Annotated in this window: 20 protein-coding genes; 9 read left to right on the top strand and 11 right to left on the bottom strand. The window is 63.3% G+C overall.

Annotation, left to right across the window (positions count from 1 at the left end; translation table 11 throughout):
- Positions 1-87: 87 nt before the first annotated feature.
- The 7 genes from HKK57_RS26260 to HKK57_RS26230 form a co-directional block, all read right to left on the bottom strand.
- Positions 88-456: a Na+/H+ antiporter subunit G gene (locus HKK57_RS26260; RefSeq protein ID WP_029293034.1), complete on the bottom strand. Its 369-nt coding sequence runs from the start codon at positions 454-456 to the stop codon at positions 88-90.
- Positions 453-731, bottom strand: a complete 279-nt coding sequence (locus tag HKK57_RS26255) for a K+/H+ antiporter subunit F (RefSeq protein WP_003211751.1) — start codon at positions 729-731, stop codon at positions 453-455. Before HKK57_RS26255 ends, HKK57_RS26260 begins: the two co-directional genes overlap by 4 nt.
- On the bottom strand, positions 728-1,216 hold the full coding sequence (locus HKK57_RS26250) for a Na+/H+ antiporter subunit E (protein ID WP_070995240.1): 489 nt from the start codon (positions 1,214-1,216) through the stop codon (positions 728-730). The genes HKK57_RS26255 and HKK57_RS26250 overlap by 4 nt, the downstream gene beginning before the upstream one ends.
- A complete protein-coding gene (locus tag HKK57_RS26245; RefSeq protein ID WP_029293029.1) occupies positions 1,213-2,895 on the bottom strand; it encodes a monovalent cation/H+ antiporter subunit D in 1,683 nt (560 codons plus the stop codon). Before HKK57_RS26245 ends, HKK57_RS26250 begins: the two co-directional genes overlap by 4 nt.
- Positions 2,892-3,236, bottom strand: coding sequence for a Na+/H+ antiporter subunit C (locus tag HKK57_RS26240; protein ID WP_003202835.1), 345 nt, complete (start codon positions 3,234-3,236; stop codon positions 2,892-2,894). The genes HKK57_RS26245 and HKK57_RS26240 overlap by 4 nt, the downstream gene beginning before the upstream one ends.
- Positions 3,236-6,163 carry a monovalent cation/H+ antiporter subunit A gene (locus HKK57_RS26235; RefSeq protein WP_029293019.1) on the bottom strand — a complete coding sequence of 976 codons (2,928 nt, stop codon included), beginning with the start codon at positions 6,161-6,163 and terminating at the stop codon, positions 3,236-3,238. Before HKK57_RS26235 ends, HKK57_RS26240 begins: the two co-directional genes overlap by 1 nt.
- A 180-nt stretch (positions 6,164-6,343) precedes the next feature.
- Complete coding sequence (locus HKK57_RS26230; RefSeq protein WP_104912094.1) at positions 6,344-7,267, bottom strand: DMT family transporter; 924 nt, start codon at positions 7,265-7,267, stop codon at positions 6,344-6,346.
- 92 nt (positions 7,268-7,359) lie between these two features.
- Here HKK57_RS26230 and HKK57_RS26225 point away from each other — a divergent pair, with 92 nt between their 5' ends.
- Positions 7,360-7,923 (top strand): helix-turn-helix domain-containing protein, encoded by a 564-nt coding sequence (locus HKK57_RS26225; RefSeq protein ID WP_029293015.1) that lies wholly within the window; start codon positions 7,360-7,362, stop codon positions 7,921-7,923.
- Here HKK57_RS26225 and HKK57_RS26220 read toward each other — a convergent pair.
- A complete protein-coding gene (locus tag HKK57_RS26220; protein WP_029293013.1) occupies positions 7,920-8,288 on the bottom strand; it encodes a cupin domain-containing protein in 369 nt (122 codons plus the stop codon). The two genes, HKK57_RS26225 and HKK57_RS26220, sit on opposite strands and share 4 nt — an antisense overlap.
- Positions 8,289-8,467: 179 nt before the next feature.
- Here HKK57_RS26220 and HKK57_RS26215 point away from each other — a divergent pair, with 179 nt between their 5' ends.
- From HKK57_RS26215 to HKK57_RS26180, 8 genes are all read left to right on the top strand, one after another.
- Positions 8,468-10,627, top strand: coding sequence for a TonB-dependent siderophore receptor (locus HKK57_RS26215; protein ID WP_081041736.1), 2,160 nt, complete (start codon positions 8,468-8,470; stop codon positions 10,625-10,627).
- A 4-nt stretch (positions 10,628-10,631) separates the two neighbouring features.
- Positions 10,632-11,978: an alanine racemase gene (locus HKK57_RS26210; RefSeq protein WP_029293010.1), complete on the top strand. Its 1,347-nt coding sequence runs from the start codon at positions 10,632-10,634 to the stop codon at positions 11,976-11,978.
- A gap of 30 nt (positions 11,979-12,008) precedes the next feature.
- Entirely contained in the window at positions 12,009-13,013 is a 1,005-nt protein-coding gene (locus HKK57_RS26205) for a hypothetical protein (protein WP_201975822.1), read from the top strand.
- On the top strand, positions 13,001-14,392 hold the full coding sequence (locus HKK57_RS26200) for an MATE family efflux transporter (protein ID WP_169391122.1): 1,392 nt from the start codon (positions 13,001-13,003) through the stop codon (positions 14,390-14,392). The genes HKK57_RS26205 and HKK57_RS26200 overlap by 13 nt, the downstream gene beginning before the upstream one ends.
- Before the next feature lie 14 nt (positions 14,393-14,406).
- Complete coding sequence (hisC, locus tag HKK57_RS26195; protein ID WP_169391121.1) at positions 14,407-15,528, top strand: histidinol-phosphate transaminase; 1,122 nt, start codon at positions 14,407-14,409, stop codon at positions 15,526-15,528.
- 37 nt (positions 15,529-15,565) lie between these two features.
- Positions 15,566-16,576, top strand: a complete 1,011-nt coding sequence (locus HKK57_RS26190; RefSeq protein ID WP_169391120.1) for a PLP-dependent cysteine synthase family protein — start codon at positions 15,566-15,568, stop codon at positions 16,574-16,576.
- 59 nt (positions 16,577-16,635) lie between these two features.
- Complete coding sequence (locus tag HKK57_RS26185) at positions 16,636-17,142, top strand: GNAT family N-acetyltransferase (RefSeq protein WP_169391119.1); 507 nt, start codon at positions 16,636-16,638, stop codon at positions 17,140-17,142.
- 196 nt (positions 17,143-17,338) lie between these two features.
- Positions 17,339-18,406 carry an NAD(P)-dependent alcohol dehydrogenase gene (locus tag HKK57_RS26180; protein WP_169391118.1) on the top strand — a complete coding sequence of 356 codons (1,068 nt, stop codon included), beginning with the start codon at positions 17,339-17,341 and terminating at the stop codon, positions 18,404-18,406.
- 221 nt (positions 18,407-18,627) lie between these two features.
- Here the strand turns inward: HKK57_RS26180 and HKK57_RS26175 are convergent, their stop codons facing one another.
- Genes HKK57_RS26175 through HKK57_RS26165 form a run of 3 tightly spaced genes read right to left on the bottom strand, consistent with a single transcriptional unit; the run spans position 18,628 to position 20,721 of the window.
- On the bottom strand, positions 18,628-18,897 hold the full coding sequence (locus tag HKK57_RS26175) for a DUF3325 domain-containing protein (protein ID WP_029292996.1): 270 nt from the start codon (positions 18,895-18,897) through the stop codon (positions 18,628-18,630).
- 1 nt (position 18,898) lies between these two features.
- On the bottom strand, positions 18,899-20,437 hold the full coding sequence (locus tag HKK57_RS26170) for a PepSY-associated TM helix domain-containing protein (RefSeq protein WP_159907152.1): 1,539 nt from the start codon (positions 20,435-20,437) through the stop codon (positions 18,899-18,901).
- On the bottom strand, positions 20,434-20,721 hold the full coding sequence (locus HKK57_RS26165) for a DUF3649 domain-containing protein (protein ID WP_070995928.1): 288 nt from the start codon (positions 20,719-20,721) through the stop codon (positions 20,434-20,436). The genes HKK57_RS26170 and HKK57_RS26165 overlap by 4 nt, the downstream gene beginning before the upstream one ends.
- Between the last annotated feature and the right edge of the window lie 134 nt (positions 20,722-20,855).

Raw genomic sequence — 20,855 nt, 5'->3', positions numbered from 1 at the left:
ACTGTCAGCTGACACATCAGTGACTGATCTACCGCTATCGCAGGCAAGCCAGCTCCCACATTGTTTACCGCCTATATTCCCCAGGGATCAGCTACCGCTGTCAGTCCTGCGGCTGCTGACCTCGGCCGGTACATTTTCCCCCGCCATGCGCTTGCGAAACAGCGACGTGCGCGCCAGCAACAGGGTGGTCACCGGTACGGTGATCGCCAGCAGGATCGGAATCAGCCAGCCGTGCAGCACCGGGCCGGACTTGAGGGTCGAAAAATAGATAATCGACGCCAGGGCCACGCACCAAGCGCCAAGGGTCGAAGCCAGCGCCGGTGGGTGCATGCGCTGGAAAAAATCCTTCATCCGCAACAGCCCGATCGCGCCAATCAGCGCAAACAGGCTGCTGAGCAGCAGCAGGATCGCCACGAGGATCTCCACCCACAGTGGCAGTTCACTGACATTGATCATTCGATCACCTCACCACGCAGCAGGAATTTGGCCAAGGCAAACGAGCCGACAAAGCCGAACAGCGCAATCAGCAGCGCCGCTTCGAAGTAGGTATCACTGGCATAGCGAATGCCCAGCACCAGCATCATCAGCATGGCCAGGATATACAGGTAGTCCAGGGCCAAAACCCGGTCCTGGGCCGAGGGGCCCTTGAACAGCCGCACCAGGGTCAGCACCATGGCCAGGGAAAACAGGAACAGGCTGAACAGGATCGCATTGGAGAGCAGGGCACTCATTCGAAGATCTCCATCAGGGGCCGTTCGTAGGCCTGCTTGAAGTGCTCGATAAACTGCGCGTCGTCATCCAGGTCGAACACGTGCAGCAGCAGGATGCTGCGGTCCAGGGCCAGTTCCGACCAGATGGTGCCGGGGACCACTGTGGTAATCATCGACAGCGCCGCCAGGCCGTTGGCGTCGCGCAGGTCCAGGGGGATCTTGACGAAGCGCGAGCGCGGCGGGCGTGAGCCGCAGGTCAGCACGCCCCACGCCACCAGCAGGTTGGAAACGATCACGTCGCGACCCACCAGGAAAAACAGGCGAATGATTACCCAAGGCCGGCGAATCCGGATCGGCAACGGGCGCAGCGGCGCCATCATCAGCGGTGCGAGAACGCCCAGGATCGCCCCCAGCAGCAGGTGGCCGGGGCTGATCGACAGGTTCAATACCAGCCACAGTATCCACAATGCCAATGACAGCCACGGGGCAGGGAACAGGCGTTTCATGGCTGCACCTCCACGGCGGCGGCCTGGGCTTGCGGGCCGGGCACCGGGCGGGTGGCCATGACGGCCATCACGTAGTGCTCGGGGTTATTGAGGCTGGTGGCGGTGTCCTGGGTAAAGCGCATGAGCATTTCTGCCTTGAAGGTCAGGCCAATCGCCAGGCCCAGCAAGATGAAAATCGGCACGCACTCAAAGCGGCGCAGCAGCGGCGACGGCCGCTCTTCCGGGGTCCAGAAGCGCTGGATGCCCAGGCGCGCAAAGGCGATCAACGAGGCCAGGCCCGAGAAGATCAACAGCGCCACCAGGCCCCAGGCTGCCGGGCGGATCGGCTCACTCACCGCATGGCCCAGGCCCAGCGGGTTGATCAGGGCACTGAGCAGGCTGAGCTTGCCGATGAACCCCGACAGCGGCGGCATGCCGATGATCAGCAGGGCGCAGGCTATAAAGCTCAGGCCGAGGAAAGCCATGGTCCAGGGGATGACTTGGCCGACCACGGCCTTTTGCTCATCATCGAGGTTGGTGCCCTTGGGCGGGTGCAGGGACTCCACCGGCCGTGGCAACACTTCGATTTCATCGTCCAGGGGCAGTTCATTGGCCGAGCGCGAGCGTTCGATCAGTTCGGCGAGCAAGAACAGCGCGCTCAAGGCCAGGGTCGAGCTGACCAGGTAAAACAGCGCACCGGCGGTCAGGCTGGGCTGGGCAAAGCCCACTGCCGACAGCAGGATCCCGGCTGACACGAGGATGCTCAGGCTGGCCATGCGCTCCAGGCGCTGGGCGGCGAGCATGGCCAGGGCTGCGCAGAGGATGGTGGCCATGCCGCCGTACACCAGCCAGTCACCGCCAAACAGTGCCGAGGCGCCGGCCTGCCCGGAAAACAGCAGGGTCCACAGGCGCAACACGGTGTACACGCCGACCTTGGTCATGATCGCAAACATCGCCGCCACCGGGGCGCTGGCCGAGGAGTAGGCCGGTGCCAGCCAGAAGTTCAGCGGCCACATGCCGGCCTTGGCCAGGAAGGCGGTGGCGAGGATCGCCGCACCGGCATGCAGCAGGCCGCGATCGGCTTCCGGCACCAGCGGGATCTTCAGTGCCAGGTCAGCAAAGTTCAGGGTGCCGGTGACCCCGTAGATCAGTGCCGCGCCAATCAGAAACAGCGACGAAGCCAGCAGGTTGATCGAGATGTAATGCAGCCCCGACGACACCCGCGCCCGGCCCGAGCCGTGGAGCATCAGGCCGTAGGACGCGGCCAGCAGCACCTCGAAGAACACGAACAGGTTGAACAGATCTGCGGTGAGGAAGGCGCCGTAGAGGCCCATCAACTGGATCTGGAACAGCGCATGGAAACTGGTGCCGGCGCGGTCCCAGCGCGCCATGGCGAACAGCAGGGCGCTGACGCCAATGATCCCGGTGAGCACCAGCATCAGGGCCGACAGCTGATCCACCACCAGCACGATACCGAATGGCACCTGCCAATTGCCTGGCAGGTACACGCCGATGGAGGCCGGGCCGCCTTTTTGCGTCCAGTACAGCATCAGCATCGCGATGCCCAGGCCGGTCATGCTCGACAGCAGGTTGATCTTGGCCTTGAGCGGGCGGTGTTTCTCGCCCAGCATCATCATCAACGCGGCAGTCAGCAACGGCAGCAGGATCGGCGCGATGATCAGTTGGTTCATCCAGCTCATTCCTTGGGCTCCCGGCCGTCCACATGGTCAGTGCCGGTCAGGCCCCGGGAGGCCAGCAGCACCACCAGGAACAGCGCTGTCATAGCGAAGCTGATCACGATCGCCGTCAGCACCAGGGCCTGGGGCAGGGGATCGGTGTAATGGAGCAGGTCCTGAGGCACGCCGTCCTTGATGATCGGCTCCTTGCCGATAAACAGGCTGCCCATGCTGAAGATGAACAGGTTCACCCCATACGACAACAGGCACAGGCCCATCACCACCTGGAACGTCCGTGGCCGCAGCACCAGCCAGACGCCGGAGGCCGCCAGGACCCCAATGGCAATTGCGATGACTTCTTCCATCAGGCGGCAGCTCCTTGTGCGGGTGTGGCGGCGGCTTTCGCCTGGTTGCCGGGTTTATGGGCCCGCACCGATTGGTGACCAAGGGCGGTGAGCATCAGCAGGGTCGAGCCGACTACCATGGCGTACACGCCGACGTCGAAGAACAGCGCGCTGGCGATATGAATATCGCCCAGTACCGGCAGGCTCAGGTGCAGGGTGCTGGTGGTGAGGAACGGGTAGCCAAAGAACAATGCGCCAAGCCCGGTCAAGGTTGCCGACAGCAGGCCGAACCCCATCCAGCGCATCGGCCGCAGGTTCATCTGGGCCTCGACCCACTGGGTGCCGGCGACCATGTATTGCAGGATAAACGCCACCGACATCACCAGGCCGGCGACAAACCCGCCACCCGGCTGGTTGTGGCCGCGCATAAACAGGTAGAACGACACCACCAGGGCAATCGGCAGCAGCAGGCGCACCAGTACCGCGGGCACCATCATGAAGCCCAGGGCGGTGTCGCTGGCCTGGCGCGGGTTGACCAGGTCGGTGTCCACATCCGGTGCCAGCAGGCGCTGTTGCGCGGGCAGTTGCTCGCTTTCCTTGGGCGGACGGAAGCGCCGTAGCAGCGCATACACCGTCAAGGCCACGGCGCCCAGCACGGTGATTTCGCCCAGGGTATCGAAGCCCCGGAAGTCGACGAGCATCACATTCACCACATTGCTGCCGCCGCCTTCCGGCAGGGCGCGGCTGAGGTAGAACGAGGAAATGTCGTTGGGGGTCTGGCGGGTCAGCATCGCATAGGACAACAGCGCCATGCCGCCACCGACCACCGTGGACAGCAGCAAGTCGCGCAGCCGGCGAATGCGTGCCTTGCGCAACGAACTGGGGAGTGGCGAGACCTCTTCGATCCGTCGTGGCAACCAACGCAGGCCCAGCAGGATCAGGACCGTGGTTACCACCTCGACCACCAGTTGCGTCAACGCCAGGTCTGGCGCGGAGAACCAGACAAAGGTCACGCAGGTCATCAGGCCGCAGACGCTGACCATGGTCAGGGCCGCCAGCCGGTGATACTTGGCTTGCCAGGCGGCGCCCAGGGCGCAGGCAATCGCCAGCAGCCACAGGGTGACGAACACGATTGAACCCGGGATTTTCGGCCGATCGCCCCAGCTCAGGCTGTTGCCCAGCATGGGGATCATCCCGGCGATCACCGCCACCAGCACCAGCAGGAACAACTGGGTCTGCAGGCGCTTGGTGCTGATGCGTTTCTCGATCTTGCGTACGCCGCGCATCATCACCACCAGGCAGCGTTCGAACATGCGCTTGCCATTGAAGTAGCTGATGATCGGCGGGTACTTGAAGCGCCCGCGCTTGAGTTGCTTGCGCAGCAGCAAGTACAGGACCACGCCACCGGTCATGGCCACCAGGCTCATGATCATCGGTGCGTTCCAGCCGTGCCAGATCGCCAGGCTGTACTCGGGCAATACGCCGCCGACCACCGGCAGGGCGGCAGCGGCGAGGATCGAGCCCACCACCTGGGCCGGGAAGATCCCCACCAGCAGGCAGGTAAACACCAGCAATTCCACCGGTGCACGCATCCAGCGCGGCGGTTCGTGGGGCGTATGTGGCAGGTCGGTGGCGGCCGGGCCGAAGAACACATCCACGGTGAAGCGCAGGGCATAGGCCACGCTGAAGGTACCGGCGATGGTTGCGATCACCGGCAGGGCGATTTCCACCCATTGGGTGGAGGAGATAAACACGGTTTCGGCGAAGAACATTTCCTTGGACAGGAAGCCATTGAGCAATGGCACCCCTGCCATGGAGGCGCTGGCGACCATGGCCAGGGTCGCGGTAAACGGGATCAGGCGTACCAGGCCGCTGAGTTTGCGGATATCCCGGGTGCCGCTTTCGTGGTCGATGATGCCCGCAGCCATGAACAGCGAGGCCTTGAATGTGGCGTGGTTGAGGATATGGAACACTGCCGCGACGGCGGCCAGCGGGCTGTTGAGGCCCAGCAGCAGGGTGATCAGGCCCAGGTGGCTGATGGTGGAGTAGGCCAGCAGGCCCTTGAGGTCGTTCTGGAACATCGCGCAATACGCGCCGAGCAACAGGGTCAGGGCGCCGGCGCCACCGACTATCCAGAACCACTCTTCGCTGCCCGACAACGAAGGCCACAGGCGGGCCAGCAGGAACACGCCGGCCTTCACCATCGTGGCCGAGTGCAGGTAGGCCGACACGGGAGTCGGTGCGGCCATGGCGTGGGGGAGCCAGAAGTGGAAGGGGAATTGCGCGCTTTTGCTCAGGGCGCCGATCAGGATCAGCGCCAGCAGAATGGGGTAGAGGGAGTGGGCACGGATCTGGTCACCGGCGGCGAGCACCTGGTCCAGGTCGTAACTGCCGACGACATGGCCGAGCAGCATCACCCCCGCGAGCAGGCACAACCCCCCCGCACCGGTCACCATCAGCGCCATATAGGCGCCACGGCGCGCATCGGAACGGTGGTGCCAATAGCCGATCAACAGGAACGAGAACAGGCTGGTCAGTTCCCAGAAAAACACGATCTGGATCAGGTTGCCGGAGATCACCAACCCGAGCATCGCGCCCATGAACGCCAGGAAAAACGCGAAGAAACGCGGCACCGGGTCATCCGGCGACATGTAATAACGGGCGTACAAAGACACCAGGCTGCCGATACCCAATACCAGCATCGAGAACAGCCAGGCAAAGCCATCCATGCGCAACACGAAGTTCATGCCCAGGCTGGGCAGCCAGGAGAACTCTTCGCGGATCACGCCACCGTCGGCGATCTGGGGGTAGAGCAGGGCGACTTGTACAGTACCGACCAGGGCCACAAGGCCGGCCAGCAGGGATTCAGTGTTACGTGCGTTGTGCGGCAGCAAGGCCGCCAGACAACTGCCGATGAAAGGCAGAAGCAGTAGAACTATCAGGGACATAGGCTTCTAATCTGCGGTGGTTTGGGATGCATCATACGTGCCGGAAACCGGATTACCAAACGGCAACCTGTGGCAGGATCCTACAAGATGGACCGAAAACGCCCATCTGTCCCTGTAGGAACGAGCTTGCTCGCGAAAAACCTCAGAGCGCTGCGGCGTATCAGCTTACCTGCGTCATCGTTAACGCTCTTCGCGAGCAAGCTCGCTCCTACCATTGGATTTCTGTTGCCGGGTTTTCATCTCGCTGACAATCACCGCCGCCACAATCAACACCGCCCCAAGCATTGCAATCGGCGGGAAGCGCTCACCGGCGATCCGCCCGATCACCCCGGCCCATACCGGTTCACCGGCATAGATCAGAGTGGCGCGGGTCGGCGAGACGCTTTTCTGCGCCCAGTTCATCGCCAGTTGAATCACCGCACTGGTCAGGCCCAGGCCCACCGCGCTGAACAGCAGTACCCATGAAAAGTCCGGTAATGCCTCGCCCGTCGGTACTACCAGCAGGAATGAAAGAAGCGACGCAGTAGCCAGTTGCACCACCGTCACCCGGCGCACATCCACCTGGCCGGCATAGGCGCTGATCAGGATGATTTCGGCGGCAATCGCAATGGCGCCGATCAGGGTGGCAATTTCGCCGGGGCTGAAATTCAGCGATGCGCCGGCCGGCCCCGTCAGCAGCATCAAGCCGGCGAAGGCCAGCATAATGCCAATACTCGGCATCAACCCCGGACGGCGTCCCAGCACCAGCCATTGCAGCAGTGGCACAAACGGCACGTAGAGCGCGGTGATAAACGCTGACTGGCTGCTGAGGATGGTCTGCAGGCCAATGGTTTGCAGGCCATAGCCAAACATGATCGCCGTGCCGATGAACGCGCCGGCCTTGAGCTCGAATCGCGTCAGGCCACGCAGGTTGCGCAGGGAAAACAGGCCGACCACCAGCGCCGCCGCGGCAAAACGCAGGCCGACGAAGAACATCGGCCCACTGACGGTCATGGCGTGTTGCACGAGGATAAAGGTGCCGCCCCAGATCATGGTGATCAGCACCAGCACGCATTCGGCTTTGCTGAAGCGGGAAAACAGCGGGGAGGCGGTCGAGGTGGTCATGGCGGCTCTGGTCTTGCACAGGAAGGGCGCGGAACGCACAATGCGCCGCAGCTGGGCAGTATACTGCGCAAACCCACCGAGTGAGCAATATAGTGCACAAAGAAAATTCGCAACGGGCTTCGGTTCTGCAGCACGTCAGCCAGAACGTTCGTCGCCTGCGTCACGCCGCCGAACTGAGCCAGACCGCCCTGGCGGAAAAATCCGGGGTCAGCCGGCGCATGTTGGTGGCCATCGAGGCGGGTGAAAAGAACGTCAGCCTGTCCACCCTCGACCGCGTGGCCGAAGCCCTGGACGTGGCCTTCAGCGACCTGATCCAGGCGCCCGACGCCCGTGACCACAGCCGCATCAACGAACTGGCCTGGGCCGGCGAAATCGAGGGCAGCAAGGCCGTATTACTGGCCAAGGCCACCGCCCGGCGCGAGGTCGAGCTGTGGGAGTGGCGCCTGGAACCGGGCGACCGCTATTGCCCGGATCCCGACCTGGAGGGTTGGAGCGAACAGTTGTTCGTGTTCGAAGGCAGCCTGACCCTGGTGGTGGACGACGTCGAAACCATCATCGCCGCCGGTGAGTTCTTCATGTTTCCCAGCCACCAGCCCCATGCCTATCGCAATGAGGGGCCTGTGGCGGTGCGGTTTATCCGCAATGTGGTGATCTAGACCCACACATCATTGAGCATGGTCCGCTCGCCGCCCTGATCGCCGGTATTCAACACCCCACAGGGCTCGACCAGCAGCAATTTCACCTCGCCCTCGGCATACGGCTTGTGTTCCACGCCCTTGGGCACCACGAACATCTCGCCAGCGCCGATCTGTACCGCGCCATCGCGAAAATCAATACGCAGCACGCCATCGAGGACGATAAACGTCTCATCGGTATCCGCGTGGCTGTGCCAGACAAAATCCCCCTCGATCTTTACCACCTTGAATTGGTAGTCGTTCATCTGTGCGACGACCTTGGGCGTCCATTGCTCGCTGAACAGGCTGTATTTGTGCGCAAAGTTGATGGCGGTGTAGGCGGGCATGGCAGTCATCTCAGTTGATTCGGGAAAGGCCTGACCTTAAGTGCAACGCGAAAACCGGTATTGAATGATCGTGCGATTGTCAGCTCAATAGAAACGTTATATTGTATCTATCAATAACGATTCTCATGTGCCGCCAAGCCTGAGGTCGGCTTGTTTATTTTCGGCTCAAGGGATTGCAGATGAACCAGTTGCACGGGATAGCTCCGCGGTTTTCAACATTGTTAGTGGCGGGCGTGCTGTCCTCGCTTCCCGGCGTGCCCGTAGCGGCGCAGGAACGCGAAGAGTCAGTCACCGAACTTGAAGCCACCCAAGTCAGCGCGCCGCTGAACAAGGCGCTGGAGGTCAATGCCGGTGGTTTCGGCGCCAAGGACGCCATGGAAATCCCCCTGGCCATCCAGAGCTATTCCAGCAAGACCATCGCCGACAGCTCCGCGCGCACCGCCGTGGATGTGCTGAGCCTCGACCCTTCGGTGCTCAGCTCGTCTGGCGGCAGCGGCTTTGACAACTTCCGCCTGCGCGGCTTTGCCATGGATAACTTCAACACCATCCGCCGCGACGGCCTGACCCTGGCCCCGCACCACGATGTGCCCCTGGAAAACGTCGAGCGCATCGATGTGCTCAAGGGCCCGTCGGGTTTCCTCTACGGCTTCAACTCGCCGGGCGGCACCATCAACTACATCCTCAAGCGCCCGACCCTGGAGCCGCTGCTCAATGTCAGCGTACAGGGCTCGTCATTGCTCGGCCGCTACGTGGCGATTGATACCAGTGACTCATTCAACGACGGCGCCTTTGGCTATCGCCTGAATGCCGGCTACGAAAAAAACGGTGACTTCGATCACGCCCGCGACATGGAGCGCAAGTTTATCGGCCTGGCCACCGACTTTCGCTTGAGCGACCGTGCGCTGTTGCAACTGAACGCCGACTGGTCACGCAAATCCACGGTCTCCGACCCGTTGCTGCGTGCCGACCAGAGTGGCCGGGCCAACCCGCTGGACCCCTCCAGCTATGTACTGCCGCCCAAGGTCAATCGCCGGGATCTGCTGACCGGCTCCTGGTTCCGTCACCAGACCGAAGGCGCCAACCTCGACGCCAAGTTCGAGTACGAACTGGATGACAACTGGACCTCCGTGACCCAGGGCAACTACTCGCGGGTCGAGCGCCATGGCGGCTACAACGATCTGTTCGGGATCAAGCCCAACGGGGACATTGGCTCGGCCGACTTTTACGTGTCCCGTGGTGAAGTGTTCAGCACCTGGTCGCTGCAGTCTTACCTGGCCGGCAAGTTCGCCACCGGCAACATCTACCACGACGTGTTCTTTGGCACCGGCTACAAGCAGTTCAAGGATGTCAGCCCGTTCTGGGATTCGGTGGACAGCGGCACTGCGGGCATTGGCATCGGCGACGTCTCGGTAGGCAACATCCTGCACCCGGTCAACCCGCCCAAGTGGCATTTCGGCCCGGAGCGGCCCACCGACTTTGTGTCCTCCATCAAGGAAACCTCGGTTTTTGCCAGCGACCTGATTTCCCTCACCGAACAATTCCAGGTGATGCTCGGCGGGCGTTATATCTGGTACCGCGCCGATGAACTGTCGGCCATCGCGCCCTCGCAAAGCCATAACGTGTTCGTGCCCAGTGCCGCGCTGATCTACCGGCCGTGGGACAGCCTGATGACGTACGTCAGCTACTCCAAAGGCTTTGAAAAGGGTGACTACGCCCCCTACAACGCGAGCAACGCCAACCAGCCCACCGATGCCATCGAGTCCAAGCAGTACGAGGTGGGCCTGAAGCTGGACCTCAATGAGCGCCTGAACCTGGGCCTGGCGGTGTTCGATATCCGGCGCCGGGCCAGTTACCTGAACACCAGCAACACCTATGTCAGCAACGGCGAATACCATCACCGTGGCGCCGAGTTGACCCTGTCCAACCGCGTCACCGATGCCCTGACCCTCACCGCCAATGCGGCTTACCTGTCCACGCGCATGGAAGATGTCGATGACGTCACGGTAGAAGGCAAACGCACCGAAAGCGTGCCCAAGTGGAAAGGCGCGGTCGGTGCCCTGTATAGGGTGGCCGCCGTGCCCGGTCTATCGTTGGACAGCACCGTCAGCTATGTCGGCAGCCGCCCGGTGGATGCGCAGAACAGCGGCTACATCCCCAGCTATACCTTGCTCGACGCCGGTGTCAGCTACCGCTCGAAACTGGCGGATACCCCCGTGACCTACCGCCTGCACGGCAAGAACCTGACCAACAAGTACTACTACGCCAGTGCCTACTATCAAGGCGGGCTGGATGTAGGGCGTGAGCGCGAAGTATTCCTCTCGGCCAAGTTCGAGTTCTAGAACCATGACTTATTCCAGCTCATTGCCCGGCCTGCGCCACCTGTGGGTCGAGCGCTTGCTTGAGCAGCATCCGGGCACGTTGACCGAGCTGGTTGACGGTCTCGGCTCGCCGCTGCACCTGCTGTGCCCGCAGGTATTCCACGCCAATGTCGAAGCCTTCCAGCACAGCTTTACCCAGGCCCAGACGCGCGGCAGCCTGTTGTTTGCGAAGAAGGCCAATAAGGCCAACTGCTTTATCCAGGCCTGCGCCCAGTGTGCGATTGGCGTGGATGTAGCCAGCGTCGGTGAGCTGCAAAAGGCCCTGGCGGGCGGGGTCGCCGGCAGTGATATCGGCGTGTCCGGCCCGCGCAAGAGCGATCAATTGCTGGGGCTGAGCCTGAGCCATCAATGCCTGTTGGCGGTGGACTCCCTGGAGGAACTGCTGCGTATCCAACAACTGGCCCAATCCCTGCGACAACGGGCGCATCTGTTGCTGCGTTATTGCCCCAGCAACCAGCCCCACAGCCGTTTCGGCCTCAATGCGCGGGAGTGCGACCAGGCCTTGATGTTCTGCCGCCAACATGCCGCGAACCTGGACCTGCAAGGATTTTCTTTTCACCTGGGCGGCTACGACACCGAACAGCGTGCGCAAGTCGCCAGCCACCTGGTCGACCTGTGCCTGGCCAGTGAGTTGGACAATTGCCGCACCGTCAACCTGGGCGGTGGTTTTGCCGTGCGCTATGTCGACCCGGCGCAATGGCAGGCCTTTATGGCCGAGGACTGCGCCGAGCGCTATCACAGCGACAAGGGCTTCGCCGGTTTCTACCCCTATGGTGCGCCGCGTGCCGGCGCCGAGGCCCTTGATGACATCCTTGCCACACCCGTCAGCCCCGGCCTGAGCCTGGCGCAAAAAGTCATCGAATACGGCGTGCGGCTGCTCATCGAACCCGGCCGCGCCTTGCTCGACCAGGCCGGCATCAGCGTGTTCCGCGTGCAGGGTGTCAAGGACCGCAGCGCCAGCGACGGCTATGCGCTGGTCACTGTGCAGGGCAGCAGCTTCAACCTCTCCGAGCAGTGGTTCAACAGCGAATTTTTGCCCGACCCACTGTTGCTGCCGGCCACACCGCGGGCGCGGTCGCCCTTTGTCGCCTGCATCGGCGGGGCCACCTGCCTGGAGTCAGACATGCTGACCTGGCGCAAGGTCGCCTTCGATTACCCGATCCAGGCGGGTGACTTGCTTATCTACCTCAATACCGCCGGCTATCAGATGGACTCCAACGAGTCGCCCTTTCACGAAGCCCCCTTGCCACACAAAGTGGTGCTGGAGCTGCGTAACCGACACCTGCGCTGGAAGCTGGACAGCCTGGCTTGAGCGTGCAAACCCTTCCACAAGGAGTCTTGAGTGAACAGTTTGAAAAAAGCCGCGGCCCCCGCCGATCTATGGGTGCTCCCCCAGGCCGCGCTCGAAGACCTGGGCGTGAGTTACCGCGAAGTCCTGCAGGTGGTCGAGCAGGCGTACAAGGCCTTGCGCAGCGGCGATTCGCAGAACCCGCTCAAGACCATTGTCGAGCCGGCTGACCGCCACTCCATCAGCTACTCGATGGTCGGCCGCGATGGCGCCAGCCACACGGTGGGCTTCAAGGTGGTGTACGAACACGATCCGCAGCGCACCCGCGATGCCTATCAGTTCCACTCGTTTATCTTCCTGTGTGATGACCGCACCGGCCACCCGATTGCCCTGATGGACGTGGTCAAGCTCGGCCCGCTGCGCACCTCGGCGACCTCGGCGCTGATGGCCAGGGCTGCGTGCCCGGATGCTCGCACGGCGCTGGTGGTGGGTACCGGTGTGCAAGGCCAGATCGCCTTGCCGATGTTGCTGGCGGCCATGCCTGACCTGGAGCGCTTGTATGTCTACGGGCACTACGCCGAGGGCTTGCGTGCGGTGCGCGAAAACCTGCACAAACACTACCCGCTGCGCGATGTGATCGTGGTCGATGACCTGCAGGCTGCGGCGGGCGAGGCCGATATCATCCTCGGCGTGGCCGGGCTTTCGGCGCGCCAGCAAGTACAGCGTGCCTGGCTCAAGCCTGGCGCCGTGGCGGTGCTGGTGGGCTATGGCATCGATGCCGACGTGCTGCACGGCGCCGACTACCGCATCGCCACCGATACCGCACAAATGCAGGTCACCAGCGCCGATCTGGCGGCCGCCGATGGCAGCCTGCCTGAGGTGGACGCCGAACTGCCGGATATCCTTCTGGGCCGGGCGCCCGCACGGCGCCATCCCGATGATGTGGTGTTTGCCTACAACAGCGGCATGGTGGTGACCGATGTCGCCCTCGGCCGCTTGATGGCCGATCGCGCGCTGGCGCAGAACCGTGGGCAGAGGGTCCAGCTATGGTCGGCCTGAATGCCGCACAACCCGGCGCCTGGCGCGCCGACAGCCGGGCGCTGCTGTTGCTGGCACTGCCGCTGATCCTGACCAACCTGGCGTATGTGGCCCTGACCACCATCGATATCGTGGTGCTCGGCACCCTGGGCGCCAAGGAGTTGGCCGCCGGTGGCCTGGCGCTCGCATTGTTCAACCAGTTGCGCACCACCGGCACCGGGCTGGTCACGGGCGTCAGCAACCTGGTGGCGCAAGCCAACGCAAGGGGCGATGAGGCTCAAGTGCGTGCGCTGCTGGTGGCGGGCCTGTTCTGGGCCACCGTCAGTGGCCTGGTGTTTATGGGCGTATTGTTGGCGTTGCGCCAACCACTGACATGGCTCGGCCAGGACGCCAGCGTAGTGGCCGGTGCCATGGACTTCCTATTGATTATTGCCCCTGGCCTGTTGCCGTGCCTGTGGTTCCAGGCGCTGCGCCACTTCACGGTCGGCCTCAAATTCCCCGGCCCGTTGCTGGCGATCACCTTGGTGTCGATCGTTCTCACGGCGGCCCTGAACTACGTACTGGTGTTCGGCAAACTGGGCCTGCCGGCCTATGGGCTGGCGGGGGTGGCGATCACCAGCGCGGTGGTGTTCTTGCTGTCGTTCCTGATGTTCCTCGCGGTAGTACTGACCCATCGGCGCCTGGCCGGTTACTTCACGCTTGCGCACTTGCGCTTTTCGCCGGACGCGCTCAAGGCCGTGTGGAAGCTCGGCCTGCCGATTGCCGGGACCTACGCCAGCGAGGCTGGGTTCTTCAGCGTGCTGACCTTGCTGATCGGCACCCTGGGCATGGAAGCGCTGGCGGCGCAGACGGTGCTCAACCAGATCATCTACATCGTGTTCATGTTCTCGGCGGGGATCTCCCATGCCGCTTCCATCCATATCAGCGAGGCCTGCGGCACCGGGCAGTATCAGCGCGCCCGGCAACTGGGGCGCCTGGGGCTGGGCCTCGGGGTGCTGGTGATGCTGCTGTTTGCGATTCCCTACGCGCTGCTGCCCGAACAGGTGATCGGCCTGTTTATCAGCACCGAACACGCCAACAACCTGGATGCCGTGCGCCTGGCGACCACCGGTTTGTTGATCGCCATCGTCCTGCAGGTGTTCGACGCCAGCCAGAACATCGGCAACGGCATCCTGCGCGGCATTGGCGATACGGTGGGGCCGCTGCGGATTTCACTGTTCGGCTACTGGCTGGTGGGCCTGCCCGCTGCCTGGTTGCTGGGCATTGTCAGCCCTTACGGAATCTTTGGCGTATGGGCCGGTTTGGCGATTGGCCTGGCGGCCACGGCGTTGCTGCTGATCGTCTCGTTTGAACGGCAACTCAAGGCGCTGGACCGCGCGGGCGCCATCGCACTGTCATAACAAGGAGGTGTTCCATGCATCAAGACAACCCCGCACAGCGCATTGAGGCGCTGGTGCGGCCCAGTGTGCGGCGCTTGCCCCTGTATGATCCGGGCGCCGATCCACGTCAGTTGGGTACGCCCACGGTGACCAAACTGTCCAACTGCGAAAACCCGCTGGGCATGTCGCCGGCAGCCGCGGCAATGCTTGCGCAACAGGGCGGGGCAGGGCTTGCGCGCTACCCCGACCCCACAGGCCGTGCGCTGCGGCAACTGATCGGCGGGCATTTGGATGTGGATCCCGCCAGGCTGATCCTCGGCAATGGCTCAGAAAACATCCTCGAGCTGTTGTGCCTGGCGCTGCTTGATCCCCAGGACCGGGTAGTCACCCAGCAACCCTGTTTCAGCCTGCATGAAAGCCTGCCGCTGATGATGGGCGCGACGGTGGACAAGGTGCCGCTCAACCCGGACTTCAGCGTCAACCTGCACGCCTGGAGCACGGCGCTCAAGCAACCGGCCAAGCTGTTGATGCTCAGCACCCCCTGCAATCCGGTGGGCACGGCGCTGTCCAGTGCCGAGCTGACGGCCCTGATTGCCGCCGCCCATCCCGACACCTTGCTGGTGATCGATGAGGCGTACTTCGAGTTCGTCGAGGACGGCGCCGATGCCCTGGTGATCCTCGGCGCACAGTCGCGGCCGTGGATCATCCTGCGCACGTTCTCCAAGGCGTATGGGTTGGCGGGGCTGCGGATCGGTTATGGCATCGCTTCGCACCCCAGCCTCATCGATGCGCTGCACCGGGTGCGCACGCCGTACAACGTCAATCAAGCGGCCCAAGAGGCGGCCAAGGCCGCCTGGCTCGACCCGCACCATGTGAAGCGCAGCCGCGAGTTTGTCGCCAGCGAGCGCCGACGCCTGACTGAAGGGTTGCAGGCTGCGGGGTTTCGTGTGGCGCCGTCCCAGGCCAATTTCCTGTTTATCGATACCGCCTGCAACGCCCTGGAAGTGGTCGACGAACTGCTCAAGGACGGGATCATCGTCAAGGCCTGGCGCGAGCCTGGGTACAGCGGTTTCATCCGCGTGTCCCTGGGCCTGGCCCACGAAAACCAGGCGTTTCTCGCCAGCCTGCAACGCGCCGTCACGGCCCTGGCCGGATAAGCGCCGCGCCGGTTTTTCATACTGCCCAGAGGTTGCCATGATCAACACTTGCCTGTCCGAGCTGATCGGCGATACGCCGCTGCTCAAATTGTGCGTCACCGAAAACGGCAGCTGCGTGCTGCTTAAACTGGAGCAATTCAACCCCACCGGCACCGCCAAGATCCGCATGGCCCGGCAGATGCTCGACGAGGCGCAGGCCTCGGGGCAGCTCAAGCCGGGTGGGCGGATTGTCGAGTCGACCTCGGGCAACACCGGGTTGGGCCTGGCGTTGCTGGCTGCCGAGCGAGGTTACCGCTTCACTGCGGTGGTCGACGAACACGCCAGCCCCGACAAACTGCTTGCGATGCAAGCCTTTGGTGCGCAACTGGTGCGGGTCGGCGACCCCGGTGGCGGGCTGGCCACCGCCGACCGCGATGCCACGGCCGAGCGCATCGCCAGCGAGCAGGGCGCCTACTGGACCCGCCAGCATCACAACCCGGCCAATGCCAACGGCTACACGCAACTGGCCGAGGAACTGCGCGCGGTGCTTGGCGATGAAATCCACTACCTGGTGGGCGCCGTGGGCACCGGTGGCTCGCTGTGCGGCACCGCGCGCGCCTTGAAACGCCATGCCCACAGCCTGCAAGTGATCGGTGTCGAACCCTGCGGCTCGGTGATCTTCGGCGGCCCCGGTGCGCCGTATCACCAGTCCGGCACCGGCACCCCACAAGGCGCAGAAATCGGTGCCGTGGTCGACTACGCACTGATCGACAAAGGTCTTACCGTCAGTGATGCCCAGGCCTTTGAAACCGCGCGCTACCTGGCCCGGCATTACGGCCTGCTGCTGGGCGGTTCGGCAGGCGGAGTTATCTACCAGGCCCTGCGCGAGGCACGGCACGCGCCGGCCCATAGCGTGATCGTGGCGCTGGTGTGTGATGGCGGCGAAAAATACCTCGATACGGTGTTCAACGACGAATGGATGGCAGATCGGCAGTTGCTGGCGCCCCAGGTGCATCGCGAACTGGAGCAGTGGTTGGGCGCGCTGCCCCAGCTCAAGCAGCAAGCCTAGCGGCTTGCCTGGGGCGCCGGCCTTCGCTACTGTGGCGCCCCGCCCGCGTGAGCCCCGCCATGAGTGACACCACTGTCGAACTGATCCAAACCGGCCCGGAACAGGCCGAACTGATCTGCAACCTCTACCAGTTTTATGCCTATGAATCCTCGGATTGGGAACAGGAAGATGTCGAGCAGGACGGCCGCTTCTACATCCATGAAGAACATCTGGCGCGCTACTGGCAAGAGCCGCAGTGGAGCGCCAATCTGCTGTTGGTGGACGGCTACATCGCCGGATTCCTGCTGATCGAGCGCAGCGAGCTGCCGGGGATCAACGCGCTGGAGCTGGCGGACCTGTTTATCCTCAAGCGTTATCGACGCAAAGGCCTGGGCCGTGCCGTGGCCTCCCAGGTATTGACCAGCGGCGAGGCTGACTGGTTGGTGCGTTTCTACGACCAGGACGAAGCCTCCCAGGCGTTCTGGCGCAGTGTGCTGGACAACCTGCCGCGCCCGGTGCAGGCCATTGAACTGGATGACGAACCGCAGTTGTTGAGCTTTTTGGTAACCCGGGCGGTGGTTCACTGACCTGTAGGAGCGGGCTTGCCCGCGATAGCGGTGTAGCAGTGGCAGCATTCGGTACTGACCCACCGCTATCGCGGGCAAGCCCGCTCCCACAGCGGGTAGGTGTTTGTCTGGATTACCGCCGATTGACTTCGGTTGAACGGTGGGGCGGCTATGCTGGTCAACTGACCTTCAATGTCGATGCAAACAGGTGACCGCAATGGCCAAGACTTACAGCTACGCCGCCCGTGACGCCAAGGATGCCCTCAAACCGTTTACCTTCGAGCGCCGTGCCCCCGGTGCTGACGATGTACAGATCGATATCCTCTATTGCGGGGTGTGCCACTCCGACTTGCACACGGTACGCAACGAGTGGAACAACACCCTCTATCCGTCGGTGCCGGGCCATGAAATTGTTGGCCGGGTGACAGCGGTGGGGGCCAATGTCAGCCGCTTCAAGGTCGGCGACCTGGCTGGCGTCGGTTGTATGGTCGACAGCTGCCAGCACTGCGAATCCTGCGCCGAGGGCGAGGAGCAGTACTGCGAGAGCGGCTTTACCGGCACCTACAACGGTCCGGTGTTTGGTGGCGAGAACACCTTTGGCGGCTACTCGGACAACATCGTGGTCAAGGAGAAGTTCGTCCTGCGCATCTCCCACGACGAGGCGCAACTGGCGGCCGTGGCGCCGCTGTTGTGTGCCGGCATCACCACCTATTCGCCGCTGCACCACTGGAAGGTCGGGCCTGGGCAGAAGGTCGGCGTGGTCGGCCTCGGTGGCCTGGGGCATATGGCGGTGAAAATCGCCCATGCCATGGGCGCCCACGTGGTGTTGTTCACCACCTCGCCGAACAAGCGCGAAGACGGCCTGCGCCTCGGGGCCGACGAAGTGGTGGTGTCGAAGAACCCGGACGAAATGGCCAAGGTCGCCAACAGCCTGGACTTCATCCTCAATACCGTGGCCGCGCCCCATGACCTGGACGCGTTCCTCAACCTGCTCAAGCGCGACGGCACCATGACCCTGGTGGGCGCACCGGACAGCCCGCACCCATCGCCCACGGTATTCAACCTGATCTTCAAGCGCCGCAGCCTGGCCGGCTCATTGATAGGTGGCATCCAGGAGACCCAGGACATGCTGGACTTCTGCGCGCGGCACGGCATCGTCTCAGAGATCGAGATGATTGATATCCAGGGCATCAACGAATCCTATGAGCGCATGCTCAAGGGCGATGTGAAATACCGCTTCGTGATCGATATGGACAGCCTCAAGCGCGAGATCCAGGCGGCCTGAGAGCCCTCGCCAGGAACCTTATTGTGATGATGGGGCCTCTGTCGTGGCGAGGGGGCTTGTCCCCCGTTGGGCTGCGCAGCAGCCCTAGAACCTGCTATCTCGGTCTATCTGATAGACCTAGGTGAGACTTACTGGGGCTGCTGCGCAGCCCCGCGGGGGCGATACGGCGGTCCGGCAAGCCCCCTCGCCACATATGACTACAACAACCGGCCAGCCGCCACTCAGCGGGCGCTGTAGGGCAACAGAAACGCCACGCTAAGCCCCGCCAGCGAAATCAAGCCAAACCACGCCACTGGCCCCATGGCCCAGCCCCACACCTGCACACTCACGGCAAAGCTGGCCGCCAGCAGCACCCAGCCCATCCCCCGCAAGCCACGCCGCAGCATGGGCGAGGGCAGGCGGTGCCAGAGCTGTTTGTAGTGCCGTTCCAAACCTAGGCATAAGCCCAGCATTCCACCGCAGGCCAGCAACAAGGCGACTATCAATGCCATCTCAGTTGACCTGCGCTACAGGTTGCTTGCCCACGCGCCGTGGGGCGCGCTCCTTGGGCGCCTGGTACAGCTTCCAGCACGGCCAGGCCAGCAGCAGGCCGAGGGCGACGCTGGTCAATTCCAGATAGAGGTAATCACCCAGGCTTTCCCCCAGCAGGCTCAGGGCCGGCAGGCTGATACACAGGGCGGCGGCCAGGCCCAGTTGCTCGCGCCAGGCACTGCGCCAGGGGCGGATGATCGCGTGGCCCAGGCTCAGCAACCACACCAGGAAAAACACCCGCACCTCCCAGCCACCGCGCTGGGCCAGTTCCACCGGCAGCAAGCGGTTGGCCCACAGGAAGGCCACGCACGCCACCATCAACCCGGCCACCACGGCCACATTCAGGCGTTCGGCGATGTGGTAGAGCAGGGCGCCCACAGCCCCTTCGCCATCGTGGCGCCGACGGCGCTTGACGGTAAACAGCACCACCCCGGTCGCGAGCATCGCGCAACTGGCCAGGCCGCAGACAAAGTACAGCCAGCGCATGGAGTAGCCACCAAACTGGGCAAAGTGCAGGCCGGCCATGACCTTTTGGGTCAGCAGGCTTGGCCGGCTGACGGCGGGTTGGCGCAGGACTTCACCGCTGACCCCGTCAAACAGCATGCTCTGGCCCTTGGTCAGTTCGATGCGATTGCCCAGCACCGGGCGCGCCTCGATCCGCGCGTTGCTGCGTCCTGGGTTGTGGATCGACAGACTGGACACCGGCCCCATGGCTCGCTCGGCCTCGGCCAGCAGGGGCTCAAGCGCGGTCAACTCGGCCGCCTCGCTGCGCGTGGGGCGTTCGCCGCGCACCTGCTGTTCGGCGGGCGCACCCCGCAGGGCGCGGCCCAGGTTGTCGCGATCGCCATCGAACAGTGCATCCACCGCCGCCGGCATGTAGATCAGGTAGAAAATCACCAGCCCGGTATAGGTGATCATCAGGTGAAAGGGCAGTACCAGCACTGCCGTCGCATTATGCGCATCCAGCCACGAACGCTGGCCCTTGGCGGGACGGAAGGTGAAGAAGTCCTTGAAGAACTTCTTGTGAATCACAATCCCGCTGATCAGCGCCACCAGCATCGCCATGGCGGCCAGCCCGACGGTCCAGATCCCCAGGTCACGGGGCAGGTTGAGGGTGAAGTGGAAGCGGAAGAAGAACCCGCCACCGGCCGTTTCGCGCACGGCCAGGGGCTCGCCGGTGCGCGGGTCGAGCGCGGTGCCGCCGCCACGGCGTTGTTCGCCGGCCGATACCGTCAGGGTGTCGGAACGCTCGCCAGGCAAGCCGATGTTCCAGGTCTTCGCCTCGGGATGCTGGCGCGCCAGATAACCGAGGGCCTGTTGCGCGGCGGCGCTTTGCGACAGGCTGGTGGCGGGGATTTCCGGGCGCATCCAGCCGTCGATTTCCTTGTCGAACACCGCCAGGGTGCCGGTCAGGAAGATCGCAAACAGCAACCAGCCAAAAATCAGCCCGCTCCAGGTGTGCAGCCAGGCCATGGATTGGGTCAGGGTCTTGTGTTTCATCCCAGCACCTCGCGCCATTGTGGCCAGAAGCCGATGGCGGCCAATGGCAGCGCCAGGGCCATCCCGGCCCAGGCGCGCCAGGCGTTGCGACAGGCGAAGGCCCAGAGAATCGCCAGGGTATAGATCAGGAAGGAGGGCAGGCTGGCGACCACCAGCGCGTCGACCTTGTCCATGGGCAACAGGCGCGCCAGGGCGGCGGTAAACGCATAGGTAAACAGGTAGCCGCCGATCAGCGCGGCGACAATCCGCGAGAGAGTCGGCCAGGCAGGAGATTTGCTTTTCATAGAGGGCTCATCAGCGTTAGACCTGTGGGAGCTGGCTTGCCTGCGATGCAGACGCCTCGGTCTATCAGGTAATTTTGAGGTGATGCCATCGCAGGCAAGCCAGCTCCCACACAAGCCAATCCCACCTAGATTGA

Source organism: Pseudomonas sp. ADAK21 (genome assembly GCF_012935735.1).
GTDB lineage: Bacteria > Pseudomonadota > Gammaproteobacteria > Pseudomonadales > Pseudomonadaceae > Aquipseudomonas > Aquipseudomonas proteolytica.
The sequence above is the reverse complement of the archived record's forward strand: the minus strand, read 5'-3'. Positions and strand labels throughout refer to the sequence as shown.